Source organism: Amycolatopsis sp. MJM2582 (assembly GCF_000754115.1).
Taxonomy (GTDB): Bacteria; Actinomycetota; Actinomycetes; order Mycobacteriales; family Pseudonocardiaceae; genus Amycolatopsis; species Amycolatopsis japonica.
Window position 1 is genome coordinate 584273 of the sequence record NZ_JPLW01000003.1, and the last position, 23434, is coordinate 607706.

Annotated in this window: 27 protein-coding genes; 21 read left to right on the plus strand and 6 right to left on the minus strand. The window is 67.9% G+C overall.

Annotated elements, in window-relative coordinates; translation table 11 throughout:
* Positions 1-38 precede the first annotated feature (38 nt).
* The 13 genes from ED92_RS21480 (at position 39) to ED92_RS21540 (ending at position 11167) form a co-directional block, all read left to right on the plus strand.
* Entirely contained in the window at positions 39-1190 is a 1152-nt protein-coding gene (locus ED92_RS21480) for a glycosyltransferase family 4 protein (RefSeq protein ID WP_037341400.1), read from the plus strand.
* Positions 1191-1246: 56 nt separating this feature from the next.
* Entirely contained in the window at positions 1247-1702 is a 456-nt protein-coding gene (locus ED92_RS21485) for a hypothetical protein (protein WP_037341402.1), read from the plus strand.
* A gap of 379 nt (positions 1703-2081) precedes the next feature.
* Positions 2082-2879, plus strand: coding sequence for a F0F1 ATP synthase subunit A (gene atpB, locus ED92_RS21490; protein ID WP_037341405.1), 798 nt, complete (start codon positions 2082-2084; stop codon positions 2877-2879).
* Positions 2880-2940: 61 nt separating this feature from the next.
* Positions 2941-3192: an ATP F0F1 synthase subunit C gene (locus ED92_RS21495; protein ID WP_037341406.1), complete on the plus strand. Its 252-nt coding sequence runs from the start codon at positions 2941-2943 to the stop codon at positions 3190-3192.
* 31 nt (positions 3193-3223) lie between these two features.
* Positions 3224-3781 carry a F0F1 ATP synthase subunit B gene (locus tag ED92_RS21500; protein ID WP_016336855.1) on the plus strand — a complete coding sequence of 186 codons (558 nt, stop codon included), beginning with the start codon at positions 3224-3226 and terminating at the stop codon, positions 3779-3781.
* A 6-nt stretch (positions 3782-3787) separates the two neighbouring features.
* Positions 3788-4609, plus strand: a complete 822-nt coding sequence (locus tag ED92_RS21505; RefSeq protein ID WP_037341408.1) for a F0F1 ATP synthase subunit delta — start codon at positions 3788-3790, stop codon at positions 4607-4609.
* Positions 4610-4663: 54 nt separating this feature from the next.
* A complete protein-coding gene (atpA, locus tag ED92_RS21510) occupies positions 4664-6301 on the plus strand; it encodes a F0F1 ATP synthase subunit alpha (protein ID WP_037341410.1) in 1638 nt (545 codons plus the stop codon).
* Between the two features lie 11 nt (positions 6302-6312).
* Complete coding sequence (locus ED92_RS21515; RefSeq protein WP_037341412.1) at positions 6313-7251, plus strand: F0F1 ATP synthase subunit gamma; 939 nt, start codon at positions 6313-6315, stop codon at positions 7249-7251.
* Positions 7251-8675, plus strand: a complete 1425-nt coding sequence (atpD, locus tag ED92_RS21520; protein ID WP_007028325.1) for a F0F1 ATP synthase subunit beta — start codon at positions 7251-7253, stop codon at positions 8673-8675. The genes ED92_RS21515 and atpD overlap by 1 nt, the downstream gene beginning before the upstream one ends.
* Positions 8676-8789: 114 nt before the next feature.
* Positions 8790-9155: a F0F1 ATP synthase subunit epsilon gene (locus ED92_RS21525; protein ID WP_016336851.1), complete on the plus strand. Its 366-nt coding sequence runs from the start codon at positions 8790-8792 to the stop codon at positions 9153-9155.
* Between the two features lie 25 nt (positions 9156-9180).
* On the plus strand, positions 9181-9615 hold the full coding sequence (locus ED92_RS21530; RefSeq protein ID WP_016336850.1) for a DUF2550 domain-containing protein: 435 nt from the start codon (positions 9181-9183) through the stop codon (positions 9613-9615).
* Between the two features lie 104 nt (positions 9616-9719).
* A complete protein-coding gene (gene aroA / locus ED92_RS21535) occupies positions 9720-10955 on the plus strand; it encodes a 3-phosphoshikimate 1-carboxyvinyltransferase (protein WP_037341414.1) in 1236 nt (411 codons plus the stop codon).
* A gap of 59 nt (positions 10956-11014) precedes the next feature.
* Positions 11015-11167 carry a hypothetical protein gene (locus ED92_RS21540; protein WP_005150324.1) on the plus strand — a complete coding sequence of 51 codons (153 nt, stop codon included), beginning with the start codon at positions 11015-11017 and terminating at the stop codon, positions 11165-11167.
* A 32-nt stretch (positions 11168-11199) separates the two neighbouring features.
* Here the strand turns inward: ED92_RS21540 and ED92_RS21545 are convergent, their stop codons facing one another.
* The gene (locus ED92_RS21545; RefSeq protein WP_037341417.1) at positions 11200-11772 is read right to left on the minus strand and encodes a cob(I)yrinic acid a,c-diamide adenosyltransferase; all 573 of its coding nucleotides are present in this window, start codon (positions 11770-11772) and stop codon (positions 11200-11202) included.
* 61 nt (positions 11773-11833) lie between these two features.
* Here ED92_RS21545 and murA point away from each other — a divergent pair, with 61 nt between their 5' ends.
* Positions 11834-13108, plus strand: coding sequence for a UDP-N-acetylglucosamine 1-carboxyvinyltransferase (murA, locus tag ED92_RS21550; protein ID WP_037341419.1), 1275 nt, complete (start codon positions 11834-11836; stop codon positions 13106-13108).
* Here the strand turns inward: murA and ED92_RS21555 are convergent, their stop codons facing one another.
* The 4 genes from ED92_RS21555 to ED92_RS21570 form a co-directional block, all read right to left on the minus strand.
* Positions 13109-13981, minus strand: coding sequence for a trypsin-like serine protease (locus ED92_RS21555; protein WP_081975880.1), 873 nt, complete (start codon positions 13979-13981; stop codon positions 13109-13111).
* A gap of 78 nt (positions 13982-14059) precedes the next feature.
* Positions 14060-14722 (minus strand): hypothetical protein, encoded by a 663-nt coding sequence (locus ED92_RS21560; protein WP_235213342.1) that lies wholly within the window; start codon positions 14720-14722, stop codon positions 14060-14062.
* A 62-nt stretch (positions 14723-14784) separates the two neighbouring features.
* Positions 14785-15408, minus strand: coding sequence for a LysE family translocator (locus ED92_RS21565; protein WP_037341423.1), 624 nt, complete (start codon positions 15406-15408; stop codon positions 14785-14787).
* Positions 15405-16031 (minus strand): LysE family translocator, encoded by a 627-nt coding sequence (locus tag ED92_RS21570; RefSeq protein WP_037341425.1) that lies wholly within the window; start codon positions 16029-16031, stop codon positions 15405-15407. The genes ED92_RS21565 and ED92_RS21570 overlap by 4 nt, the downstream gene beginning before the upstream one ends.
* A 223-nt stretch (positions 16032-16254) precedes the next feature.
* Between ED92_RS21570 and ED92_RS21575 the strand changes: the two genes are divergently transcribed.
* The 7 genes from ED92_RS21575 (at position 16255) to ehuA (ending at position 22830) form a co-directional block, all read left to right on the plus strand.
* Positions 16255-16806 (plus strand): hypothetical protein, encoded by a 552-nt coding sequence (locus ED92_RS21575; RefSeq protein ID WP_037341427.1) that lies wholly within the window; start codon positions 16255-16257, stop codon positions 16804-16806.
* An 85-nt stretch (positions 16807-16891) separates the two neighbouring features.
* Positions 16892-17515: a hypothetical protein gene (locus ED92_RS21580; RefSeq protein ID WP_037341430.1), complete on the plus strand. Its 624-nt coding sequence runs from the start codon at positions 16892-16894 to the stop codon at positions 17513-17515.
* 144 nt (positions 17516-17659) lie between these two features.
* Positions 17660-19681 carry a protein meaA gene (locus tag ED92_RS21585; RefSeq protein WP_081975881.1) on the plus strand — a complete coding sequence of 674 codons (2022 nt, stop codon included), beginning with the start codon at positions 17660-17662 and terminating at the stop codon, positions 19679-19681.
* Positions 19682-19798: 117 nt separating this feature from the next.
* Positions 19799-20692, plus strand: coding sequence for an ectoine/hydroxyectoine ABC transporter substrate-binding protein EhuB (ehuB, locus tag ED92_RS21590; RefSeq protein WP_037341433.1), 894 nt, complete (start codon positions 19799-19801; stop codon positions 20690-20692).
* A 14-nt stretch (positions 20693-20706) separates the two neighbouring features.
* Positions 20707-21402, plus strand: a complete 696-nt coding sequence (gene ehuC, locus ED92_RS21595) for an ectoine/hydroxyectoine ABC transporter permease subunit EhuC (RefSeq protein ID WP_037341434.1) — start codon at positions 20707-20709, stop codon at positions 21400-21402.
* The gene (gene ehuD / locus ED92_RS21600) at positions 21402-22058 is read left to right on the plus strand and encodes an ectoine/hydroxyectoine ABC transporter permease subunit EhuD (RefSeq protein WP_037341435.1); all 657 of its coding nucleotides are present in this window, start codon (positions 21402-21404) and stop codon (positions 22056-22058) included. The genes ehuC and ehuD overlap by 1 nt, the downstream gene beginning before the upstream one ends.
* Positions 22059-22065: 7 nt before the next feature.
* Positions 22066-22830, plus strand: coding sequence for an ectoine/hydroxyectoine ABC transporter ATP-binding protein EhuA (gene ehuA / locus ED92_RS21605; RefSeq protein WP_037341436.1), 765 nt, complete (start codon positions 22066-22068; stop codon positions 22828-22830).
* A 9-nt stretch (positions 22831-22839) separates the two neighbouring features.
* Here the strand turns inward: ehuA and ED92_RS21610 are convergent, their stop codons facing one another.
* Positions 22840-23403, minus strand: a complete 564-nt coding sequence (locus tag ED92_RS21610; protein WP_037341438.1) for a cysteine hydrolase family protein — start codon at positions 23401-23403, stop codon at positions 22840-22842.
* Positions 23404-23434 lie beyond the last annotated feature (31 nt).

Here is a 23434-nt window from a genome sequence, read left to right on the forward strand (position 1 = left end):
GTGTTCGAGTGACTTGGACCTCGGCGGCGTAACGCACCATGCCTCCTACGCAAGGCCTCCCGATCCGGGAGTACATCCTCGTCGCCCTCACCGCGGCGGCCGTGACCTTCCTGCTCACCGGTGTCGTGCGCCGGGTCGCCATCCGGATCGGCGCGATCGCCAACCCGCGGGCCCGCGACGTCCACGTCACCCCGATTCCGCGGATGGGCGGTATCGGCATCTTCCTCGGTGTCGCCGCCGCGATGGGGCTCGCGCACCAGCTGCCCGCGCTGAGCCGAGGCTTCGACTTCTCCTTCGACTCGCTGGGGGTCCTCCTCGCCGCAGGGGTGATCTCCCTGATCGGCGCGCTCGACGACCGGTTCGAGCTGGACGCCTGGACGAAGCTCGCGGGCCAGGTCATGTGCGCCGGGATCCTGGTGATCTTCGGGGTGCAGTGGGTGTCGTTCTGGGTGCCGTGGGGCGGCGGTGGCGATTCCTTCGGCCAGGTGCTGGTGCTGGACAAGAACCAGGGCGCGCTGCTGACCGTCGTCCTGGTGGTCGTCATGGTCAACGCGATGAACTTCGTCGACGGTCTCGACGGGCTCGCCGGCGGCCTCGGCTTCATCGCCGCCGCGGCGACCTGTTCCTTCTCGCTCGGCCTGCTCGACTCCTCGGGGGGTGACGTCGGCGCGTACCCGCCCGCCCTCATCGCCGCCACGCTCGCGGGGGCCTGTCTCGGCTTCCTGCCGTACAACTTCCAGCCCGCGAAGATCTTCATGGGCGATTCGGGCTCGATGATGATCGGGCTGATGCTGGCCGGCGCGACGACGTCCGCGTCGGGCCGCGTGCCGTATCCGCAGTTCAGCGGCAAGGACGCGCTCGCGCTGCTTTCGCCGCTCGTGGTGGTCGCCGCGGTGCTGTTCGTGCCGTTGCTCGACCTGATCATGGCGGTCATCCGCCGCACCCGCCGCGGCGAGAGCCCGTTCGCGGCGGACAAGATGCACCTGCACCACCGCCTGCTGGAGATCGGCCACTCCCAGCGCCGTGCGGTGCTGCTCATCTACTTGTGGGCGGGACTGCTCGCGTTCGGCGCCGTTTCGGTGACGCTCTTCGACAGTGTCGCGGTTTTCTGGATTGTCGGATTCGGCTTCCTGCTGGCGACCCTGGTGTCGATCGTGCCGAGACTGCGGTCGCGGAACCGGACTGCATGAAGGCCCGCATCGGCACGGGCCTACACTGGCGGGCTGAGACGACCAGGGAGTTTTCTGTGAGCGAGACCGAGAAGACCGTCGAGGCGGAGGAGAACCCCCACGCCAAGGTGGTTCTGCAGGCGGCCAACGCGATGACGAAGGCCTCCTTGATCGCGACACCGCCCGTCGTCCTGGTCTGTGTGGTGCTCTTCACCGTCCTCAATGGACTCCCGGGCCTCGTCGGGGCGGCCATCGGTGGCGTGCTCGCCATCCTGTCCTCCCTCGCGACCATGGGCCTGATGCGCTTCAGCGCGGGCATGGACCCGATGTTCGTGATGGTGATCGCCCTCGGTGGCTACGTGCTCAAGATCCTCGTGCTGTTCGGGGCGCTGACCCTGCTGCGCGGGTGGTCCGACCTGCACCCGATGTCGCTGGGCATCACGATGATCGCGGCCATCCTCGTGTCCGCCGCCGCGGAGTTCATGGCCTTCCGCAAGACCAAGATCCCGACGATCATCCCGGCTTCCCGCTGATTTCGGGACCCAGGTCCTGACCTGGGACGGGACCTAGGTCCTCGGCCGATCAGGGGCAATGTAGTACGCCTGTACGGCCCGTCGGAACCTGCTGATATGGTCCGCGTATGGGCGGCGGCCTCGGCTGCCGGCTCCTGATGACGAACCCCGAACAGCAGTGTGGCGACGGTGTTGAATCGTCCCTCGTTACCCGCTGGTAGGCGTCTGTCTCCCGGGAGCACTGCATCGAGAATCCTCGTGTGCGGAACGTGAAACCATGTTCAGCACATCGTGGGGTGGCCGCCTCCGACGGCCCGATACGTGTCGGGTACGTTAAGTCCAGATCGTGACGATTCCCCCGGCGGAGTGAACGCCGGCCGGGAGAACCGGAAGGAGCCCAGTGGGCGCGCTGGTACTAGCCGAGGGTGCGGAGTTCACGCCGCCTGGCGTCAAAGACTTCAACCTGCCGCCGTTGTTCGGCTCCGGCTATTGGTTGAGCTTCACCAAGCCGATGTTGCTGGTGGTCATCTCCCTGATCATCATCGTCACCTACTTCATGGTGTCGTCGCGCCGGCTCAAGGTTGTCCCCACCAAGGGGCAGTTCATCGCCGAAAGCATTTACAACTTCGGCCGCAACAACATCGCGCGCGAGCAGATCGGCTCGGCCGACTTCAAGCCGTTCATTCCGCTGGTACTGGGACTGTTCAGCTTCGTGCTGGTGAACAACCTGTTCGGGATCATCCCGTTCTTCCAGTTCCCGACGATGGCCCGAGTCGGTTTCCCCGTCGCTCTCGCGTTCCTCGTTGTTTACCCGGTGTACCACTACGTCGGGTTCAAGCGCCACGGCTTCAAGGGTTACCTGAAGAAGGAACTGGCGCCGGCCGGAATTCCCGGATTCGTTCTGCCGCTGTACTCCACCATCGAGTTCGCGCAGAAGTTCTTCATCGCGCCGGCCACGCTGGCGATCCGGGTCTTCGCCGCGATGTTCGCCGGGCACCTCATCATCATGGTCTTCACGCTCGGCGGGAGCTTCCTGCTGACCGAAGGCGAAGGCGCCGTGAAGATCGTGTCGCCGATCGCGTTCCTTTTCGCGATCGCGATGACCTTCCTGGAGGCTTTCATCCAGGTCCTGCAGGCATACATTTTCGCACTGCTGTCCGCAGGGTACATCGGCGCCGCGCTGGCGTCGGAGCACTGAGAAACACCAAAAGCCCCCGATCCGCGTGAGTCGCGCGGACCGAGTTTGAAGGGAAACGCACGTGAGCAACATCGTTCTGGCGCAGGCTGCCGAGGCCGCTGTCGACATCAACCCGGGTCTCGCCGCCATCGGTTACGGTCTCGGTGCCATCGGCCCCGGTATCGGTGTGGGTCTGATCTTCGCCGCCGTCATCAACGGCACCGCCCGCCAGCCGGAGGCGCAGGGCAAGCTGCAGGGCATCGCCTTCTCGACCTTCGTGCTGACCGAGGTGCTGGCGCTGATCGGTATCGTCATCTACTTCCTCGCCTCCTGAGTTAGTTCCGCTCATCGCTTAAGGAGACGTTGTGCTGAAGACCGAATTGGTGTTGGCCGCGGGAGACGCGCCCAACCCGATCGTGCCGCACGTTCCCGAGCTCATCCTCGGGTTCATCGCCTTCCTTCTGCTGCTGTTCGTTCTGAAGAAGTACGTCGTCCCGCGTTTCGAGGCGACTTACGAAGAGCGGACCAAGCTGATCGAGGGTGGCATCGAGCGGGCCGAAAAGGCTCAGGCCGAAGCCGAAGAAAACCTTGCGCAGTACAAGGCGCAGCTGGCGGAAGCCCGTTCCGAGGCCGCGAAGATCCGCGACGACGCCCGGCTCGAAGCCGAGCAGATCAAGGCGGAGCTGCGGGCCGAGGCCGAAGCCGAGTCCCAGCGCATCGTCGCCCAGGGTCAGGCTCAGCTGCAGGCCCAGAAGGCGCAGATCATCGCCGAACTGCGCGCCGAACTCGGCCGTAACTCCGTCGAGCTGGCCAGCCGCATCGTCGGCGAGTCGCTCGCGGACGACGCGCGCCGCCACGGCACCGTGGACCGGTTCCTTGCCGAGCTGGAGACCGCTGGTGCCTCCAACGGAGCGGGGAAGTAGACCAGAATGACGCTGCATGCTGCGAGCCGTGAAGCGCTCGACCTCGCCGAGAAGCGTCTCGGCGAGGTTCTGGCCGCCGCGGGTACGGACCCGGCGACGGTCGGCGACGAGCTGCTTTCGGTCGTCGCCCTGCTGGACCGGGAGATCGGCCTGCGCCGGGCCGTCGCCGACGGTTCGGCCTCGTCCGAAGCCCGGATCGGCCTCGCCCGCGGGATCCTCGCGGGCAAGGTTTCCGAACCGGCCCTGCAGGTGCTCGACTCCGTGGCGGGCAGCCGCTGGTCGAGCCCGCGCGAACTGACCGACGGGCTCGAGGCCCTCGGCCGCTCGGCGCTGCTCACCAGTGCGGAGAAGTCCGGGAACATCGACGCTGTCGAAGACCAGCTGTTCCGGGTCAGCCGTATCGTCGCGGGTGAGCCGGAGCTCGAACGGGCACTGTCCGACCTGACCGCTCCCGCCGAGGCGAAGCGGACCCTGGTCCGCACGCTGTTCGCCGACAAGGTGGACGTGGTCACCGAGACCCTCGTCGAGCAGGTCGTCCTGCGCGCCAAGGGCCGCGGGGTCGGCAACGCCCTCGAGGAGCTGGTCCAGCTGGCCGCGGAACGCCGTGAGCGCTCGGTCGCCCGGGTGACCAGCGCGAGCGCGCTTTCCGACGAACAGCAGGCTCGGCTGAGCGAGAAGCTCAACGCCCTTTACGGGCGGCAGCTCGCGCTGCACGTCGAGGTCGACCCGTCACTCGGCGGCGGGCTCGTCGTCCGCGTCGGCGACGAGGTCATCGACGGCAGCACCGCGGGGCGGATCGACGCCCTGCGTCGCCGGCTGGCCGGCTGAACCCACAACAACGACTTTGCACACTGGCACGAACGAAGCGAGAGCGGGAACGAAATGGCGGAGCTGACGATCTCCTCGGATGAGATCCGTAGCGCGATCGAGAACTACGTCTCGAGTTACGCCCCGGACGTGAGCCGGGAAGAGGTTGGCGTCGTCGTCGACGCCGGTGACGGTATCGCCCACATCGAGGGTCTTCCCTCGGCGATGGCCAACGAGCTGCTCGAGTTCCCCGGCGGGGTCCTCGGCGTGGCGCTGAACCTGGACGCGCGCTCCATCGGTGCCGCGATCCTCGGTGACTTCGAGACCGTCGTCGAAGGTCAGGAAGTCAAGCGGACCGGTCAGGTCCTCTCGGTTCCGGTCGGCGAGGGCTACCTCGGCCGCGTCGTGAACCCGCTGGGCGCCCCGATCGACGGCCTCGGCGAGATCGAGACCACCGAGCGCCGCCCGCTGGAGGTCAAGGCCGCTTCGGTGGTCGAGCGCCAGCCGGTGGCCGAGCCGCTGCAGACCGGTATCACCGCGATCGACGCGATGACCCCGATCGGCCGTGGCCAGCGCCAGCTGATCATCGGTGACCGCAAGACCGGTAAGACGGCCGTCGCGGTGGACACGATCATCAACCAGAAGGCCAACTGGGAGACCGGCGACCCGAAGAAGCAGGTTCGCTGCATCTACGTCGCGGTCGGCCAGAAGGGCTCCACGATCGCCGCGGTCAAGAAGTCCCTCGAGGACGCCGGCGCGATGGAATACACCACCATCGTCGCGGCCCCCGCGTCGGACTCCGCCGGCTTCAAGTGGATCGCGCCGTACACCGGCTCGGCCATCGGCCAGCACTGGATGTACGAGGGCAAGCACGTCCTCATCGTGTTCGACGACCTGACCAAGCAGGCCGACGCCTACCGCGCGATCTCGCTGCTGCTGCGTCGCCCGCCGGGCCGTGAAGCCTTCCCCGGCGACGTCTTCTACTTGCACTCCCGTCTCCTCGAGCGTTGCGCGAAGCTCTCGGACGAGCTGGGCGCGGGCTCGCTGACCGGTCTCCCGATCATCGAGACCAAGGCGAACGACGTGTCGGCCTACATCCCGACCAACGTCATCTCGATCACCGACGGTCAGTGCTTCTTCCAGTCGGACCTGTTCAACGCCGGTCAGCGCCCGGCCATCGACGTGGGTATCTCGGTTTCCCGCGTGGGTGGTGCCGCGCAGGTCAAGGCGATGAAGTCGGTTTCGGGTTCGCTCCGTATCGACCTGTCGCAGTACCGCGAGCTGGAGGCCTTCGCGGCCTTCGCTTCGGACCTCGACGACGCGTCGAAGGCGCAGCTCGAGCGCGGTGCCCGCCTGTACGAGGTGCTCAAGCAGCCGCAGTACTCCCCGATCCCGGTCGAGGAGCAGGTCGTCACGGTGTACCTCGGCACCAACGGGCACTACGACTCGGTCCCGACCGAGGACGTGCGCCGCTTCAACCACGAGTTCATCGAGTCCGCGCGCCGTAAGCACGGCGAGCTCCTCAAGGACATCCGCGAGTCGGGCAAGTTCTCCGACGAGACCGCTTCCGGGCTGGTCGACGCGGTGAACGAGTTCAAGAAGGAGTTCACCACCGCCGAGGGCAAGAGCCTCGTCGAGGTCTCCGACGCGATGGACGCCGAGAAGGTCGGGCAGGAGACCGTCAAGGTCAACAAGCCCGCCCCGAAGAAGTGAGCTGATAGCTCATGGCCGCACAACTCCGAGAACTCCGGTCGCGTATCAAGGCGACCAAGTCCATCGGCAAGATCACCAAGGCGATGGAGCTCATCGCCACCGCGCGCATCACCAAGGCGCGGGCGAAGGTCGCGGCGTCCCGGCCCTATTCGGACGAGATCACGAACGTGCTCTCGGCCCTGGCCGGTGCCTCGGCCAACCTCGACCACCCGCTGCTGGTCGAGCGTCCGAACCCGAAGCGCGCGGCGGTCCTCGTGATCACCAGCGACAAGGGTCAGTGCGGTGGATACAACTCCAACGTGCTGAAGGCGACCGAGGAGCTCCTCACGCTGCTGCGTGAGCAGGGCAAGGAGCCGGTGCTGTACGTGACCGGCAACAAGGGCCTGAGCTACTACCGGTTCCGTGGCCGCGACGTTGCCGAAAGCTGGACGGGCTTCTCCGACCAGCCCGGTTACGTCAACGCCGCCGAAGCCGGTGAGCTCATCGTCGAGTCGTTCCTGAACGGCGCCGACGACGAGGCCGGCAACGCCGACGGCATCCTGGGTGTCGACGAGATCCACGTCGTCTACACCGAGTTCGTCTCGATGCTCACCCAGCGTCCGGTCGCCAAGCGCGTCGCGCCGCTCGAGGTCGAGTACACCGAGGGCGAAGAGGAGAAGCCCGAGAGCCTGCTCCCGAGCTACGAGTTCGAGCCCAGCGCCGAGAAGCTGCTCGCCGCGTTGCTGCCGAAGTACATCAACACGCGGCTCTTCGCGGCGATGCTCGAGTCGGCGGCGTCCGAACTCGCGGCCCGCCGCACCGCGATGAAGGCGGCGTCGGACAACGCGAACGAACTGGTGAACACGCTGACGCGGGAGGCGAACCAGGCCCGCCAGGCGCAGATCACCCAGGAGATCTCCGAAATCGTCGGTGGGGCGAACGCTCTCACCGCAGCAGGAAGTGATGACTGATGACCAGTACTGAAGCCCGTGCCAAGGGGCGCATCGTCTCGGTGACCGGCCCGGTCGTCGACGTCGAATTCCCGCGCGGTTCCGTTCCCGACCAGTTCAACGCGCTCAAGGTCGAAATCGAGTTCGAGCAGCTGCGTAAGACGGTGACGCTCGAGGTCGCCAGCCACCTCGGTGACAACCTCGTCCGCACCATTTCGCTCCAGCCGCAGGACGGTCTCGTCCGTGGCGCCGAGGTCACCGACACCGGCGGCCCCATCACCGTCCCGGTCGGCGACAAGGTGAAGGGTCACGTCTACAACGCGCTCGGCGAGTGCCTCGACGAGCCCGGCTACGGCGACGACCTCGAGCGCTGGGGCATCCACCGCAACCCGCCGTCCTTCGACCAGCTCGAAGGCAAGACGGAGATGCTGGAGACCGGCCTCAAGGTCGTCGACCTGCTGACCCCGTACGTGCAGGGTGGCAAGATCGGCCTGTTCGGCGGTGCCGGCGTCGGCAAGACGGTGCTCATCAAGGAGATGATCACCCGTGTCGCCCGGAACTTCGGTGGTACCTCGGTGTTCGCCGGTGTCGGCGAGCGCACCCGTGAGGGCAACGACCTCTTCCTGGAGATGTCCGAGGACGGCGTCATCAACGACACCGCCCTCGTCTTCGGTCAGATGGACGAGCCGCCGGGCACCCGTATGCGGGTCGCGCTGTCCGCGCTGACCATGGCGGAGTACTTCCGCGATGTGCAGAACCAGGACGTGCTGCTCTTCATCGACAACATCTTCCGGTTCACCCAGGCCGGTTCCGAGGTGTCGACCCTGCTGGGCCGTATGCCTTCGGCCGTGGGTTACCAGCCGACGCTGGCCGACGAGATGGGTCAGCTCCAGGAGCGGATCACCTCGACCCGTGGTCGTTCGATCACCTCGATGCAGGCGATCTACGTCCCCGCGGACGACTACACCGACCCGGCCCCGGCGACGACGTTCGCCCACCTGGACGCCACCACCGAGCTTTCGCGGTCGGTGTTCCAGAAGGGCATCTTCCCGGCGGTGGACCCGCTGGCGTCGACGTCGACCATTCTCGACCCGGCCATCGTCGGTGAGGACCACTACCGTGTGGCCTCCGAGGTCATCCGGATCCTGCAGAAGTACAAGGAGCTGCAGGACATCATCGCGATCCTCGGTATGGACGAGCTCTCGGAAGAGGACAAGCTCACCGTTCAGCGCGCGCGCCGCATCGAGCGGTTCCTGTCGCAGAACATGCTGGTCGCCGAGGCGTTCACGCAGATCCCGGGCTCGACCGTGCCGCTGTCGGAGACCATCGAGTCGTTCGACCGCATCACCAAGGGCGACTTCGACCACTACCCGGAGCAGGCGTTCCTGGGTATCGGTGGCCTCGAAGACCTCGAGAAGAAGTACAAGGAAATCACCAAGAAGTGATGTTCCGATGAGCGGCGGGATCAGTGTCTACTGTGGACGCTGGTCCCGTCGTTCGCATACCGGAACCTTTGACTATTACACTCGGTGCCAGCACCTGAGGTGAAGGGAAGCTACGTGGCTGAGATTTCTGTCGAGCTGGTAGCCGTCGAGCGCCGTCTCTGGTCCGGTACCGCCACGTTCGTGGTGGCGCAGACCACCGAGGGCGAGATCGGCATCATGGCCGGTCACGAGCCGGTTCTGGGCCAGCTCGTCGAGGGTGGTGTCGTGAAGGTGACGACCACGGACGGCGAGACCGTGACCGCCGCGGTGCACGGCGGGTTCCTGTCGGTCACCGCGACCGGCGTGAGCATCCTCGCCGAGAGCGCGGAGCTTTCGGACGAGATCGACGTCGACGCGGCCAAGAAGGCGCTGACCGGCGAAGACGAGCAAGAGCGGGCTAGGGCGACCGCCCAGCTTCGCGCGGCCGGTCAGTCAGTCTGACCGGGCGAAGGACAGGGGCCGGGCCGTGGAAATCGCCGTGGGTGTTCTCGGGGCCCTGACCGTCCTGGCCGTTCTCGCGGCCTGGTATTCGTTGCGGTGGGTCCGGATGCGCCGCGGTGGCGGCGTGAGCGTCGCGCTGCGGTGGCGTCCGGACGAGGCGCGGTCCAGCTGGCATCTGGGGCTGGGCCGCTACGAGGGCGAGAAGTTCGTTTGGTTCCGCGTCTGGAGCCTGCGGACGGGCCCGGATCGCGTGTTCGAGCGCGAAAGCATGGAGATCGCGGATCGGCGGGACCCCTCCGGCACGGAGGCGTACGCCGTCCCCGAAGGTTCGATCGTCCTGCGGTGCGAGTCCGCCAAACAGGAGGCGATCGAGATCGCGATGGGTCCCGGTGCCCTCACCGGCTTCCTGTCCTGGCTGGAGTCGGCCCCGCCGGGCCGCCGCCTCCCGCGCGCTTCCTGATCACGCGTGTCGTCCGTCTGATCACGCGTGTTCCGCCTTCAATCACGCGAGTCCCGCGTCTGATCACGCGAGTTCGCCGTTCGGGCACGCCGTATGCTCACGCCGTGACCATCGTCGACATCCCCGGTTCGAAGTCGATCACCGCCCGAGGCCTGTTCCTCGCGGCCGCCGCCCACGGGACGACCGTGCTGAGCAGGCCGCTGCGTTCGGACGACTCCGAGGGCTTCGCCGAGGGCCTCCTCAAGCTCGGCTACCAGGTCTCCCGCGCTCCCGGCGAGTGGACGATCGAGGGCAGGCCCGAGGGCCCCGCCGTCGACAGCGCCGACGTCTTCTGCCGTGACGGCGCCACCACCGCGCGGTTCCTGCCGGCACTGGCCGCCGCCGGCCACGGCACCTTCCGGTTCGACGCCTCCGAGCAGATGCGCGCCCGGCCGCTGGGCCCGCTCACCGACGCGTTGCTGGAGCTGGGCGTCGACCTGACCTTCGAAGGCTCGCCGGGACACCATCCGCTGGTGGTGCGGGCCGCCGGGATCAAGGGCGGCGAGCTGACGCTGGACGCGGGGCTGTCGTCGCAGTTCCTGACCGCCTTGCTGCTGGTGGGTCCCTTGACCGCCGAGGGCCTGCGGATCACCGTCACGGACCTCGTTTCGGTGCCCTACGTCGAGATCACCATCGCGATGATGCGGCGCTTCGGCGTCGAGGTCGTCCGCGACGGTGACACGTTCGTCGTGCCGCCCACGCCGTATCAGGGCTGTCGCTACGAAGTCGAGCCCGACGCTTCGACGTCCAGCTACTTCTTCGCGGCCGCTGCGCTGACCGGCAACTCGGTGACCGTGCCGGGGCTCGGTGAGGGCGCACTGCAAGGGGATCTGGCCTTCGTCGAGGTCCTGCGGCAGATGGGCGCGGACGTCGAACTCGGCCCGGACGCCGTGACCGTGACCGGAACGGGTGGCCTGCGAGGGGTCACGGTGAACATGCGCGACATCTCCGACACCGTGCCGACGCTCGCGGCCATCGCTCCGTTCGCGGACGGGCCGGTGCGGATCGAGGACGTCTACAACACGCGCATCAAGGAATGCGACCGGCTGGCGGCGTGCGAGGAGAACCTGCGCGCGATGGGCATCTCGGTGGAGACGGGGCGGGACTGGATCGAGATCCGGCCCGGCGTGCCGGCGGGGGCCGTGGTGAAATGCCGCCGGGACCACCGGATCGCGATGGCGTTCAGTGTCACGGGGCTGCGGACGCCGGGGATCACGCTGGACGACCCCGGTTGCGTGAAGAAGACCTTCCCCGGTTTCCACGATGCCCTCGCTTCGCTCCGGACCTCCTGGAGCATTTAGTCCTCTGAATGCGGCATTTCTACCGGGCTGCGGACGTGATCCACGTCTATTCTCGGTCCATGACTCAGAGCGAGGACACGAACCGCTGGAGCCACCTTCCCGAGTCCGTGTCCCTGGAGGACACGATCACGATGAAGGCGATCGACCCGGGCAAGGACGGCACGCCCGACGTCGACCTCGAGCGCTATTGGGCGGCACAGGAACAGGGCTGAACGTGAGCTGAAGGGCGCGACGAAAGCGTCCTTCAGCTCGCCCCGCCCGGCTGCCACAGGATGTCGCCGTCCGGATTCGCCAGCCGCGACAGGATGAACAGCAGGTCCGAAAGCCGGTTCAGGTACTTGATCGCCAGCTGGTTCGTCGTGGCCTGCTCCGCCTCGAACAGCGCCCAGCCGGACCGCTCGGCCCGCCGCGCGACCGTGCGGGCCTGATGCAGAAACGTCGCACCCGGGGTACCGCCCGGCAGGATGAACGACGTCAGCTTCGGCACGCGCTCGTTGAACTCGTCGCACCAGCCTTCCAGCCGTTCGATGTACCGCTCGGTGATGCGCAGCGGCTCGTACGGCGGGTTCTCCACGATCGGCGCGCACAGATCCGCGCCGACGTCGAAGAGATCGTTCTGCACCGCACGCAGCACCCGCGTGATCTCCTCGGGAAGCGCGCCCATCGCGAGCGCGAGCCCGATGACGGAGTTGGCTTCGTCGACGTCGGCGTACGCGCCAAGGCGGGGCGAGGTCTTCGGCACGCGGGAGCCGTCGCCGAGCGCCGTGGTGCCGTTGTCGCCGACCTTCGTGTACACGCGGTTGATGCGAACGACCATGAAGCCGACTCTACCGGCCCGGCGTAAGGCAAATCCGGGCGAGAGGGCATGATTGGCGCCCATGAGCGAGCACTTCGACGTGCACGGCGGAGCACGGCTGGTCGGCGAGGTCGACGTGGTCGGGGCCAAGAACAGCGTCCTGAAACTGATGGCCGCGGCCCTGCTGGCCGAGGGTACGACGACCATCACGAACTGCCCCCAGATCCTGGACGTCCCCCTGATGGGCGACGTCCTGCGCAGTGTCGGCTGCGAGGTCGTCATCGACGGCGACACCGCCAAGATCACCACCCCGGCCGAGCTGTCGCACCGGGCCGATTCGGCCGCGATGGGCAAGCTGCGCGCGTCGGTGTGCGTGCTGGGTCCGCTGGTCGGACGACTCAAGCAGGCCGTCGTGGCGCTGCCGGGCGGCGACGCCATCGGTTCGCGGCCGCTGGACATGCACCAGAACGGACTGCGCAAGCTGGGCGCCACCAGCACCATCGAGCACGGCTGCGTCGTGGCGAAGGCCGATGGGCTGCGCGGCGCGCAGATCTGGCTGGACTTCCCGAGCGTCGGCGCCACCGAGAACATCCTGATGGCCGCCGTGCTCGCCGAGGGCACCACGGTCATCGACAACGCCGCGCGCGAACCCGAGATCGTCGACATCTGCACGATGCTGACCGAGATGGGCGCGAAGGTCGAAGGCGCGGGCACCTCGACCCTCACCGTCGAGGGCGTCGAGAAGCTGCACCCCACCGAGCACCGCGTGATCGGAGACCGGATCGTCGGCGCGACCTGGGCCTTCGCGGCTGCGATGACCCGGGGCGACCTGACCGTCCGCGGCGTCAACCCGCACTACCTCGACCTGGTCCTCGACAAGCTCCGCCTGGCGGGTGCCGAGGTCGAGACGTTCGACGACAAGGGCTTCCGCATCGTCCAGAACGAGCGCCCGAAGGCCGTCGACTGGGTGACGCTGCCGTACCCCGGTTTCGCGACCGACCTGCAGCCGTTCGCGGTGGCGCTGTCCGCGGTCTCCGAGGGCACCTCGATGATCACGGAGAACATCTACGAAGCCCGGTTCCGGTTCATCGAAGAGATGATGCGGCTTTCCGGCGACGCGCGCACCGACGGGCACCACGCCGTCGTCCGCGGCGTGGAGAAGCTCTCGAGCGCCCCGGTGTGGGCCGCGGACATCCGCGCCGGCGCCGGGCTGGTGCTGGCCGGGCTGTGCGCGGACGGCGTCACCGAGGTCTGGGACGTCTTCCACATCGACCGCGGTTACCCGCATTTCGTGGAGAACCTGAACCGGCTCGGTGCCCGCATCGAGCGCGTGGCGGGCGAACCCGAGCGGGCTTGATCAGGGCAGGGCGACGAACGGCGCGAGGAAGTCACGCGACGTCGGCGAGTCCAGCCGGTAGGTGACATTGGTGGCGTAGCAGGGCCCGTCACCGGTGATGGTCGTCGACACGAGGACACGCTCGCCGTCGATCGTGGCGAAGTTCGGCCCGCCGGAGTCGCCGTAGCAGGCGCCGCCGTTGCCCTGCGGCGCCGTCATCGCGAGCCGCACCCACGTGTTGTTCAGCGCGTTGAAGGTGACCGGCGCCTTCATCCGGACGCCGCCGCCGGGATGCGTGTGCCCGCCCGGCCCGTTCACGGCTTCCTGCGTGCCGTAGCCGGCGACCACGAACGGCGTCGAGTTCAGCCCCTGCGGGCCGAGCTTGTCGAGCTGACCGGCGCTGGGCAGCTTCGCGGGAGTGAAGCTCCAGCGTGCGGCGACCTGCTTCGCGGGCAGCTGGACGACGGCGATGTCGTGCGAGTCGGCGGAGTTGCCGGGGTAGCCGGGCTCGCTGTGCGCGACGCCCTCGACGGCGACGGCCTTGGCGATCGCGGCCGGATCGCCGGGGTACTTCTTCGCGGCCGCGTCGAGACCCGCTTGCACGTCCTGGTCGAGCGAGACGAAGAACCGCACGTTGGCGGGCCAGTCGGTGGTGCAGTGCGCGGCGGTGAGGAAGGTGTCGGCGTCCACCATGGTGCCGGAGCACACCCAATCGACCCGGTCGGGCGTGGCGGGGTCGCCGTCGTTGTCCCAGGTGGCGACGAGGGCGCCGACCTCGGTGCGCTCGGGCGCGGGGGTCGCGTTGTAGGAGTTGATCGCGGTCGCGGCGGTGGCGCCGCCCAGCAGCAGGGCGGCGGCCATCGCCGTGACGGTGGCGGCGGGGGTGAACCTCACGAACGGCCTCCTCGGCTAGGTGCTTCTGGAGACGGGATTCAACGTGGTGGACGCCGGAAAGTCACCCGCCGAAAGTAGTCATGCGTCCCGGCGCCGCCGCGTTCCCGCGTAGACCGCGGCACCGCCCGCGGCCAGCGAACCCAGCCCGGTCAGCAGTACGGGTTCGAGATCGAAACCGGTCTTGGCCAGTGCGGGCGAGTTCGTGACCGCGACGTCGGCGCGGGGCGCGGCGGCCCGGGCGACTGCCGCCACCGGCACGACCGTGGGAGGGACGGCTTCCGCGCGTGGTCCCCCGGGCGGGGGAGTCTCGACCGGCGGCTTCGTGGCGGGCGGCGTCCGGTCCGGCACGCAGGCGGTGTGCGCGGGATTGCCGCGTCCGACGCCGTGGTTGCGGTCGCATTCGTAGCCCGCGTTCGCGTCGGAACCGCCCGGCAGCTGCCCGGGCGGGTTCTTGTTGTCGGCCTTGCCGACGCAACCGGCGCAGGGCTTGCCGACGGCTTCGCCACCGCCGTTGCCGTTGGCCGACGGCGAACCGTCCCGGGTGGAGTCGTACGGCCCGTGCTTGTTCGCGCCGTGCCCGGAGAAGTCCGCTTTGGACGGTGGCTGCGGTTTCGTGGTGTCCTGCGCGTGTCCGGGCGGGGCGCCGGAGTTGCCGCGCTCGCCGGCGTCGGCGGGGCCCGCGCCGAGGAGAACGAGGGAGAAGGCGGCTCCGGCGAGAACGCCGTAGGTCTTCTTGTTCATCGAAGCCTCCTTGAAGTCGCGCCATTGCGACATCCGGAGTATCGCGTGAACGACCGAAGGGGTTACTCCAATACGAGCGCGGCGCCGAAGCCGACCAGCGCGGTGCCGGTGACGCCGTCGAGCGCCCGCCGCACCTTGCGGCGTTCGAGCCAGGTCCGCACGCGGTGCACGAAGAACAGCAGCAGGAGCTGGGCGACCGTGCCCGCGGCCGCGATCGTGTACGCCAGGAGCAGCGCGTCCCCGGTGCCGGTGACGCCCGGGGTGAGGAACTGCGGCAGCACCGACAGGTACAGCACGAGGACCTTCGGGTTGGTGACGTTGGAGAGGAAGCCCTCCCGCCAGCGGCGGAATCCGCTCCGCCGGGCGGCGGCGGTCTCGGCGAGCTTGTCGTAATCGCCGCGGAAGGCGCCGACGAGGGCCCGGACGCCGAGGTAGCAGAGGTACGCCGCGCCGGCCCATTTCACGGCTTCGAACACCGGCCGCGAGTTCATGATGACCGCGCCGAGACCGAGCGCGGCCGCGGTCGCCTGCGCGAGATTCGCCGCGCCGACGCCGAAACAGGCCCAACCTCCGCCGCGGACACCGCCGGACAGCGCGTTCTTCAGCACCACCATGTTGTCCGGGCCGGGGACGAGCGCGAGCGCGAGCATCATCAGCGCGAACCCGCTGTAGACACCCCAGGTCATGACTCGAACACCAAAGCCGCGCCGAAGCCGACCAGCGCCGTCCCGGTGACGCCGTCGAGCGCCCGCCGGACCTTGCGGCGTTCCAGCCAGGTCCGCACGCGGTGCACGAAGAACAGCAGCGTCAGCAGCCAGATCGCGCCCAGCACGGCGACGGTGTACGCGAGCAGCAGCGCGTGCCACGCCGACGTCGTCACCGGGTCGAGGAACTGCGGCAGCACCGACAGGTACAGCACGAGCACCTTCGGGTTGGTGATGTTGGACAGGAAGCCTTCGCGGAAGCGGCGGAACCCGCTCGACCGTTGTTGCTTCACCGCCGTGACACCGGAGTAGTCGCCCCGCCACGCGCCGCGCAACGCCTGGAAACCGAGGAAGACCAGGTACGCGGCGCCGACCCATTTGAGCGTCACGAACACCGGCTGCGACTGCGCGATCACGACACCGAGGCCGAGCGCGGCGGCGGTGCCCTGGACGGCGTTGGCCACGAAGATCCCGGCCGTGGTGAGGAAACCGCCGCGGGTGCCGCCGGACAGCGAGTTCTTGAGCATCACCATCGTGTCCGGCCCCGGCGCGAGGACGATCAGGACGACGATGACCAGATAGCTGCTGTACGAACTCCACGTCACGGTGACCCACGCTAGACGCCCGGGGCTGGGCGGGTCTCGCGGATTTCGGTCACAGTCCACGGCGCCGCTGGGCCGGGTGGGTCGTGAGTGGCGTTTCGGGTTCTAACCCGAAACGCCACTCACGACCACCTGTACCGAAGGCGCGCCAGGTTCGTTCGGCCCGATGGGCAACCGACGAACGGACACTGCTCGCCCGTCCCCCGGACGGGTAGTGTGCCGTGGCATGCATGAGGGGCAGATCGACCTCCTTCCAGGCGAACGGGTCATCTGGGCCGGGCAGCCGGTACGCAGGCCCCTCTTCAACCCCGGCGACTACTTCAACGTCCCTGTCGGCCTCCTCTGGCTCGGCGCCGTCACGGTGTTCTTCGCGGCCAACCACGACACGGCGTTCCACACGGCCGCGTGGGTCGTGCTCACCGTCGCGGGCGTCCTGCATCTCGCCGGCAGGCCGCTGATCCGCTACCTCCGGCTCGCCTCGACCACGTACGCCGTGACGGACGGCCGGGTCATCGCCACCAGTTCGCTCGTCCGCCGCAAGGAGGAGTCCGCGGCGCTGGCCGGCCTCGCGGATCCCGTCGTCACCCCCGGGCCGGGCAAGACCGGGACGATCACCTTCGGCAGGCTCGGCGTGCTCGCGTGGGCGTCGGCGAACTTCGGCGCCGGCACCGGGAAGGACCGGAAGCCGCCGGTCATCCTGGTGGGCGTCAGCGACGTGGCGAAGGTCCGGGAGAAGCTGGCGAAAGCCGTCGAAGAGGCACGGACCCGAAACCCTTAGCGGCCACAACACCTTCACAACATTTCCGGGTGGTCCCGGATGTGAATCTCTCCGCGTTGGCACGGATTCCCGACAGGAGAGAGAAATGCGCAAGCTTTGGAGCAGCACCCTCGCCCTGCTCGCCGCGGGTGGGCTGTCCGTCACCGCCTCCCCGGCGATCGCGGAGGCGGCGCCGCCCAACTTCAGGATCGGCATCCAGCTGGCCGACAACGGCGGCCGGGGCGGATTCGGGGTCGAGCAGTTCACCGGATTCGCCAACTTCGGCACCAGCGTGTCCCAGTGGGCCGGGGACAGCAACAACTTCGACCCGGACGGCGCCAGGATCGATCTCAATCCCGCGTTCGGCGGTGGTCAGCTGAACCAGATCGACTTCCGGATCGGCGGGCAGGCCCGCGACGGCGGCCGGGAGCTCGGTCCGGTCACCTACACCCCGTGGGCGAGCCAGGGCGGTGGCACGACCGACCTGATCACCGACAGCAACTCCTTCGACCCGGACCAGTACCGGCTGTTCCTGGAGACGCGTCCGCTGCCGCCCGGCGTCCAGATCACCGACCTGCGCCTGTCCATCCTGGCCGTCGACCGCGGCGAGCCGGAGGGCGTGCCCACCTTCACCCGGTGGGCGAGCCAGGGCGGGGGCCAGAGCGACTTCGCCCTGGACGCCAACGCCTTCGACCCGGACGGGTTCCGCATCGGGCTCGAAGTCGTCTGATCCCGGTGCTCGGGTCCCGTGTCGTCCACCGGGGCCCGGGCACCTTCCAGCCGGGAAGAATGACCCGACTGTGTTCGATTCAACTGCGCATCGCATGTTACCGGCCGGTACACTCAGGCGGTCGTCCAGCGCCGGAGGTATGCCGTGCCCTATCCCACGGACCGTGAACGGGACCGCCCCTGGGTGATGCGGACCTACGCGGGTCACTCGTCCGCGGCCGCGTCCAACGAGCTGTACCGCCGTAACCTCGCGAAGGGGCAGACCGGCCTCTCGGTCGCCTTCGACCTGCCGACGCAGACCGGTTACGACCCGGATCACCAGCTGTCCAAGGGCGAGGTCGGCAAGGTCGGCGTCCCGGTCTCGCATATCGGCGACATGCGGCGCCTCTTCGACGGCATCCCGCTCGCCGAGGCCAACACGTCGATGACGATCAACGCGCCCGCCATGTGGCTGCTGGCGCTCTACGTCTCCGTGGCCCGTGAGCAGGCCGAAGCCGAGGGCCGTGACGTGGACGAGGTGCTGGCGAAGCTCACCGGCACCACGCAGAACGACATCATCAAGGAATACCTCTCCCGCGGCACCTACATCTTCCCGCCGGGCCCGAGTCTCCGCCTGATCACCGACATGATCGCGTGGACCGTGCACCACGTGCCGAAGTGGAACCCGATCAACATCTGCAGCTACCACCTGCAGGAAGCCGGTGCGACGCCGACGCAAGAGGTCGCGTACGCGTTGTGCACCGCCATCGCCGTCCTCGACGCGGTCCGCGATTCGGGCCAGGTCGAGCAGGCCGACATGGCCAAGGTCGTCGCGCGGATCTCGTTCTTCGTCAACGCCGGGGTGCGGTTCGTCGAAGAGATGTCGAAGATGCGCGCGTTCACCGCGCTCTGGGACGAGATCACGCGGGATCGTTACGGCGTCACGGATCCCAAGGCGCGGCGGCTGCGCTACGGCGTGCAGGTCAACTCGCTGGGCCTGACCGAGGCGCAGCCGGAGAACAACGTCCAGCGCATCGTGCTGGAGATGCTCGCGGTCTCCCTTTCCCGCGGTGCCAGGGCCCGCGCGATCCAGCTGCCCGCGTGGAACGAGGCGCTCGGCCTGCCCCGGCCGTGGGATCAGCAGTGGGCGCTGCGGATGCAGCAGGTGCTGGCGTTCGAGACCGATCTCCTGGAGTACGAGGACATCTTCGACGGCTCGCGCGTCATCCAGGCCAAGGTCGACGAGATCATGACGGGCGCGCGCGAGGAGATCGCGCGGGTGCAGGATCTGGGCGGCGCGGTGGCGGCCGTCGAGAGCGGCTACATGAAGTCGCAGCTCGTCGCTTCGCTCGCGGAGTACCGGCGTGGCATGGAGAACGGCGAGCGGATCCTGGTCGGGGTCAACAAGTTCGAGACCACCGAGCCGTCCCCGCTGCAGGCCGAAGGCGCGAAGGCGATCGAAACGATCGACCCGGCCGTCGAGAAGCAAGCGGTCACCGCGATCGAGGAATGGCGGACGCACCGCGACAACGCGGCCGTCGAGTCGGCGCTGGAGAAGCTGAAGTCCGTCGCGAAGACGTCGCAGAACCTGTTCGAAGCCACCATCGAGTGCGCTCGCGCCGGGGTCACCACCGGTGAATGGTCGGGTGCGCTGCGCGAGGTGTTCGGCGAATACCGTGCTCCCACCGGGGTTTCCGCGTCGGCGGCCGCGGGCGAGGGCAACGAGGAGATCCGCCGCGTCCGTGACCGGATCAAGGCGACGAACACCGAAATCGGCGAACGGCTGCGGATCCTGGTCGGCAAACCCGGTCTCGACGGGCATTCCAACGGCGCCGAGCAGGTGGCCGTGCGGGCGCGTGACGTCGGTTTCGAGGTGGTGTACCAGGGCATCCGGCTCACGCCGGAACAGATCGTCGCGGCCGCCGTCCAGGAGGGCGTGCACGTGGTCGGGCTTTCGGTGCTCTCGGGTTCGCATCTCGAGGTCGTGCCCCAGGTCGTGGACGGTTTGCGGGCCGCGGGCGCGGGCGACATCCCGGTCATCGTCGGCGGCATCATCCCGCCCGACGACGAGAAGCTCCTGCTGGAGCGGGGAATCGCGCGGGTGTTCACGCCGAAGGACTACGAACTCACCGACATCATGGACGGAATTGTCGGATTGGTACGGGAGCGCCACGGGCTGAGCACCTAAAGTCACCGTAAATCTCGGTACCGTAACAGCGGATGGTTCGTCACCCGCTCACACTGCTCGCGTGTGGGTACCCACCTACGTTTCGATTAAACCGATTAATCGAAAAGAGGTGCCGCGATGGTGCACGGCGAATGGTCGAGGCGAGAGTTCTTCCGGCGGTCGGCGGTACTGGGAGCGGTGACGATCGGCGGCCCGGTGCTGTTGTCCGCGTGCACGTCGACGTCTACCGGTGACGCCCTGCAGGCCGCCAAGGACGCGAAGAAGATCAAGATCGGGATCGCGAACGAAGCGCCGTACGGTTTCACCGACCAATCCGGCAAGGTCACCGGCGAGGCGCCGGAGGTCGCGCGCGCCGTCTTCAAGGCCATGGGCATCGACAACGTGGAAGCCGAAGCGGTCTCCTTCGACCAGCTGATCCCCGCGCTCAACGCCAGGAAGTACGACATCGTCGCGGCCGGGATGAACATCAAGAAGGAACGGTGCGACGCGGCGGCCTTCTCGATCCCCGACTACTCGGCGCTGACCGCTTTGCTGGTACCCAAGGGAAATCCGCAGCAGGTGCTGAAGTTCGAGGACATCGCGGCGAAGAAGGTCAAGGTCGCCGTGCTCTCCGCGGCCGTGGAAAAGGGATACGCCACCGACTCCGGCGTCGCCGAGGACCAGATCGTCACCCTCGACTCGCAGGACAACATGCTCCGCGCGGTCACCGACGGCCGGGTCTACTGCGCCGCGCTGACCGACATCTCCCTCAAGGACGTCCTGGCGAAGAGCCCGGGCGCCGCGGCCGAGGTGACGCCGGGCTTCGATCCGATCAAGGACGGCAAACCGGTCGTCTCCGCCGGCGCGTTCGTCTTCCGCAAGGACGACAACCCGTTGCGCGAGGCCTTCAACGCCGAGCTCAAGAAGCTGCACGACAGCGGCGAATGGACCAAGATCGTGACGCCGTTCGGGTTCTCGGCGGACAACCTGCCGAAGGCCGACGTCACCACCGAGAAACTCTGCGCGGTGTAGGTGGGGCTGACGTCATGTCGTCGTCGGTATCGCATATCATCACGACCGTCCTCAGTGGACTGACCGCGACCGTCACCGCCGCCGTCGGCGGGATCGCGCTCACCGTGGTGCTCTCCCTGATCGCCGGGCTCGCGCTGGGCTCGCCGTCCCGGACGGTGCGGGGGATTTCCCGTGTCTACGTCGAGATCTTCCGCGGCACCTCGGAAGTCGTCCAGCTGTTCTGGCTGTACTTCGTGCTCCCGGTGCTGGTCGGCTTCCAGCTGGTGCCGATGTTCGCCGGGATCCTGGTGCTGGGCCTCAACCACGGGGCGTACGGCGCGGAAATCGTCCGCGGCGCGGTGAATTCGGTGCCTCGCGCGCAGTTCGAGGGCGCCGTCGCGCTCAACCTGACGCCCGCCCAGCGGATGCGGCGGGTGATCCTGCCGCAGGCGTTCGCGGAAATGCTGCCACCGTTCAACAATCTCTTCATCCAGTTGCTGAAGAGCACCGCGCTGCTTTCGTTCATCGCCGTGCCGGAGATGGCGCGGCAAGGTGAACTGCTGCGGCCGGTGTTCGGCGCCGAGCTCGGCTGGATCTACGGCACCGAACTCGTGCTCTATCTCCTGCTCGCGTTGCTGATCACCAGCGGGATGCGACTGCTGGAACGGATCGCCGCGCGACGCCTTGGCCGGGCGCCGGCCAAGATGACGGCCACCGCGGGAGGTGTGTGATGGACTGGAGCTGGGAATCCGCCGCGAATTCGGTTCCCCTTCTGCTGGAAGGGCTTCTCGTCACCGTCGAGATCACCCTGCTGGCCTCGGTGGTCGCGTACGTGCTCGGCCTGGTGTTCGCGCTGATCCGCCGGACGGGGATTCCCGTGCTGTCCCAGGCGGTTCTGCTGTTCATCGAGTTCGTCCGCAGTACGCCCTTGCTGATCCAGGTTTTCGTGCTCTACTACGTGATCCAGCCGGTGGGCGGGATGACGTTGTCCCCGTTCGCCACCGGGGTCATCGCGCTCGGCGTGCATTACGCGACGTACGCGGCCGAGGTCTACCGCGCCGGGATCGAGGCCGTCCCGAAAGGACAGTGGGAGGCCACGACCGCGCTGAACCTGCCGAAGTCGCGGGTGTGGACCGCGGTGGTGCTGCCGCAGGCCGTGCCCAGGGTGCTGCCCGCGCTCGGCAATTACACGATCTCGATGTTCAAGGAAACCCCGTTGTTGCTGGCGATCGGCGTCGTCGACGTCCTGGCGAGGGCGAAGGAGGTCGGTGCCGACACGTTCCGCGTCACCGAGCCGTACACCCTGGCCGGAGTGCTGTTCCTGCTGGTGAGCCTGCCGGCTTCGATTCTGGTGAGAAGGTTGGAGCGACGTGCCGCCCACAGTTGATTCCCCGATGATCCGGTTCTCGCAGGTGGTCAAGTCCTATGGGGACCACGTGGTGTTGCGGGACCTCGATTTCACCGTCGCGCCGGGGGAGTTCGTCTCGCTGATCGGGCCGAGCGGGTCCGGGAAGACGACGATCCTGCGGCTGTTGATGACGCTGGAGAAGGTCGACGGCGGCACCATCGAGGTCTGCGGTGACTACCTGAGTCACATGAAGCGCGGCGAAAAGCTGGTGCCCGCGGACGAGAAGTACCTGCGGGAAGCGCGCAAGCGGATCGGCATGGTGTTCCAGCAGTTCAACCTGTTCCCGAACATGAACGTGCTGCGCAACATCACCGAAGCGCCGATCCACTCGCTCGGCGTCTCGCGGGACGAGGCCGAGGCGCGGGCCGTCGAACTGCTGGAGATGGTGGGGCTCGCCGACAAGAAGGACGCGCACCCCACCCGGCTTTCCGGTGGCCAGCAACAGCGCGTCGCGATCGCCCGCGCGCTCGCGATGCGGCCGGACGTGCTGCTGCTGGACGAGGTGACTTCGGCGCTCGACCCGGAACTGGTGGCCGACGTCCTGCGCGTGCTGCGCGAGATCGCGGCGTCCACCGACATCACGATCCTTTGTGTCACGCACGAAATGCAGTTCGCGCGGGACGTTTCGGACCGGGTGATGATGTTCGACGAGGGGCAGGTGCTGGAGGACGCCGCGCCGGACAAGCTGTTCAACGATCCGGAGCACGACCGGACGCGGCGGTTCCTCAAAGCGGTGATCGACCGGGCGTGAGGCTCGCGCTCACTGGAGCGCGCTCAAGATCTTCTTCGTCGAGGTGACCGTGGCGAATCCGCCTCCGTGCAGGTTCGTCGCGGTCGCCCGGTACAGCTCGTCCGCGGTCAGGACGCCGCCGTCCGGCCCGGCGAGGTCGAAGGTGAACGTGGCGTCGAGCGCGAAAGTCACGTCGTAGCCGAGGTTCCCGCCGACCCGCGCGGTGGTCTCGCAGCAGAAGTTCGTCTGGATCCCGGCGAGCACGAACGAGCTGATGCCGCGCGTCTTCAGCCAGCCGTCGAGATCGATGTCGCCGTGGAAGGCCGAGTTGACCTTCTTGCCGAACACCAGATCCGCGCGCACGCCGTCGAGTTCCGGTTTGAAGTGGTTGCCCTCCTGGCCGGGCCGCAGCGACGAGCCGGGTTTCACGGAGTCGTGGTGCACCAGCACGATCGGCAGCCCGCGCTCCTGCCAGGCGTCGACGAGCGCCTTGATGTTGGCCTCCGCGCCGGGGTTGTTGCGCGGGCCCCAGACGGGCCGGTCGAAGCCGCGCTGGACGTCGATCACGATCAAGGCCTTGGTTTCAGTGGTCATGGCCTCGAGTCTCGTGCTCGGAGCGGCCGCC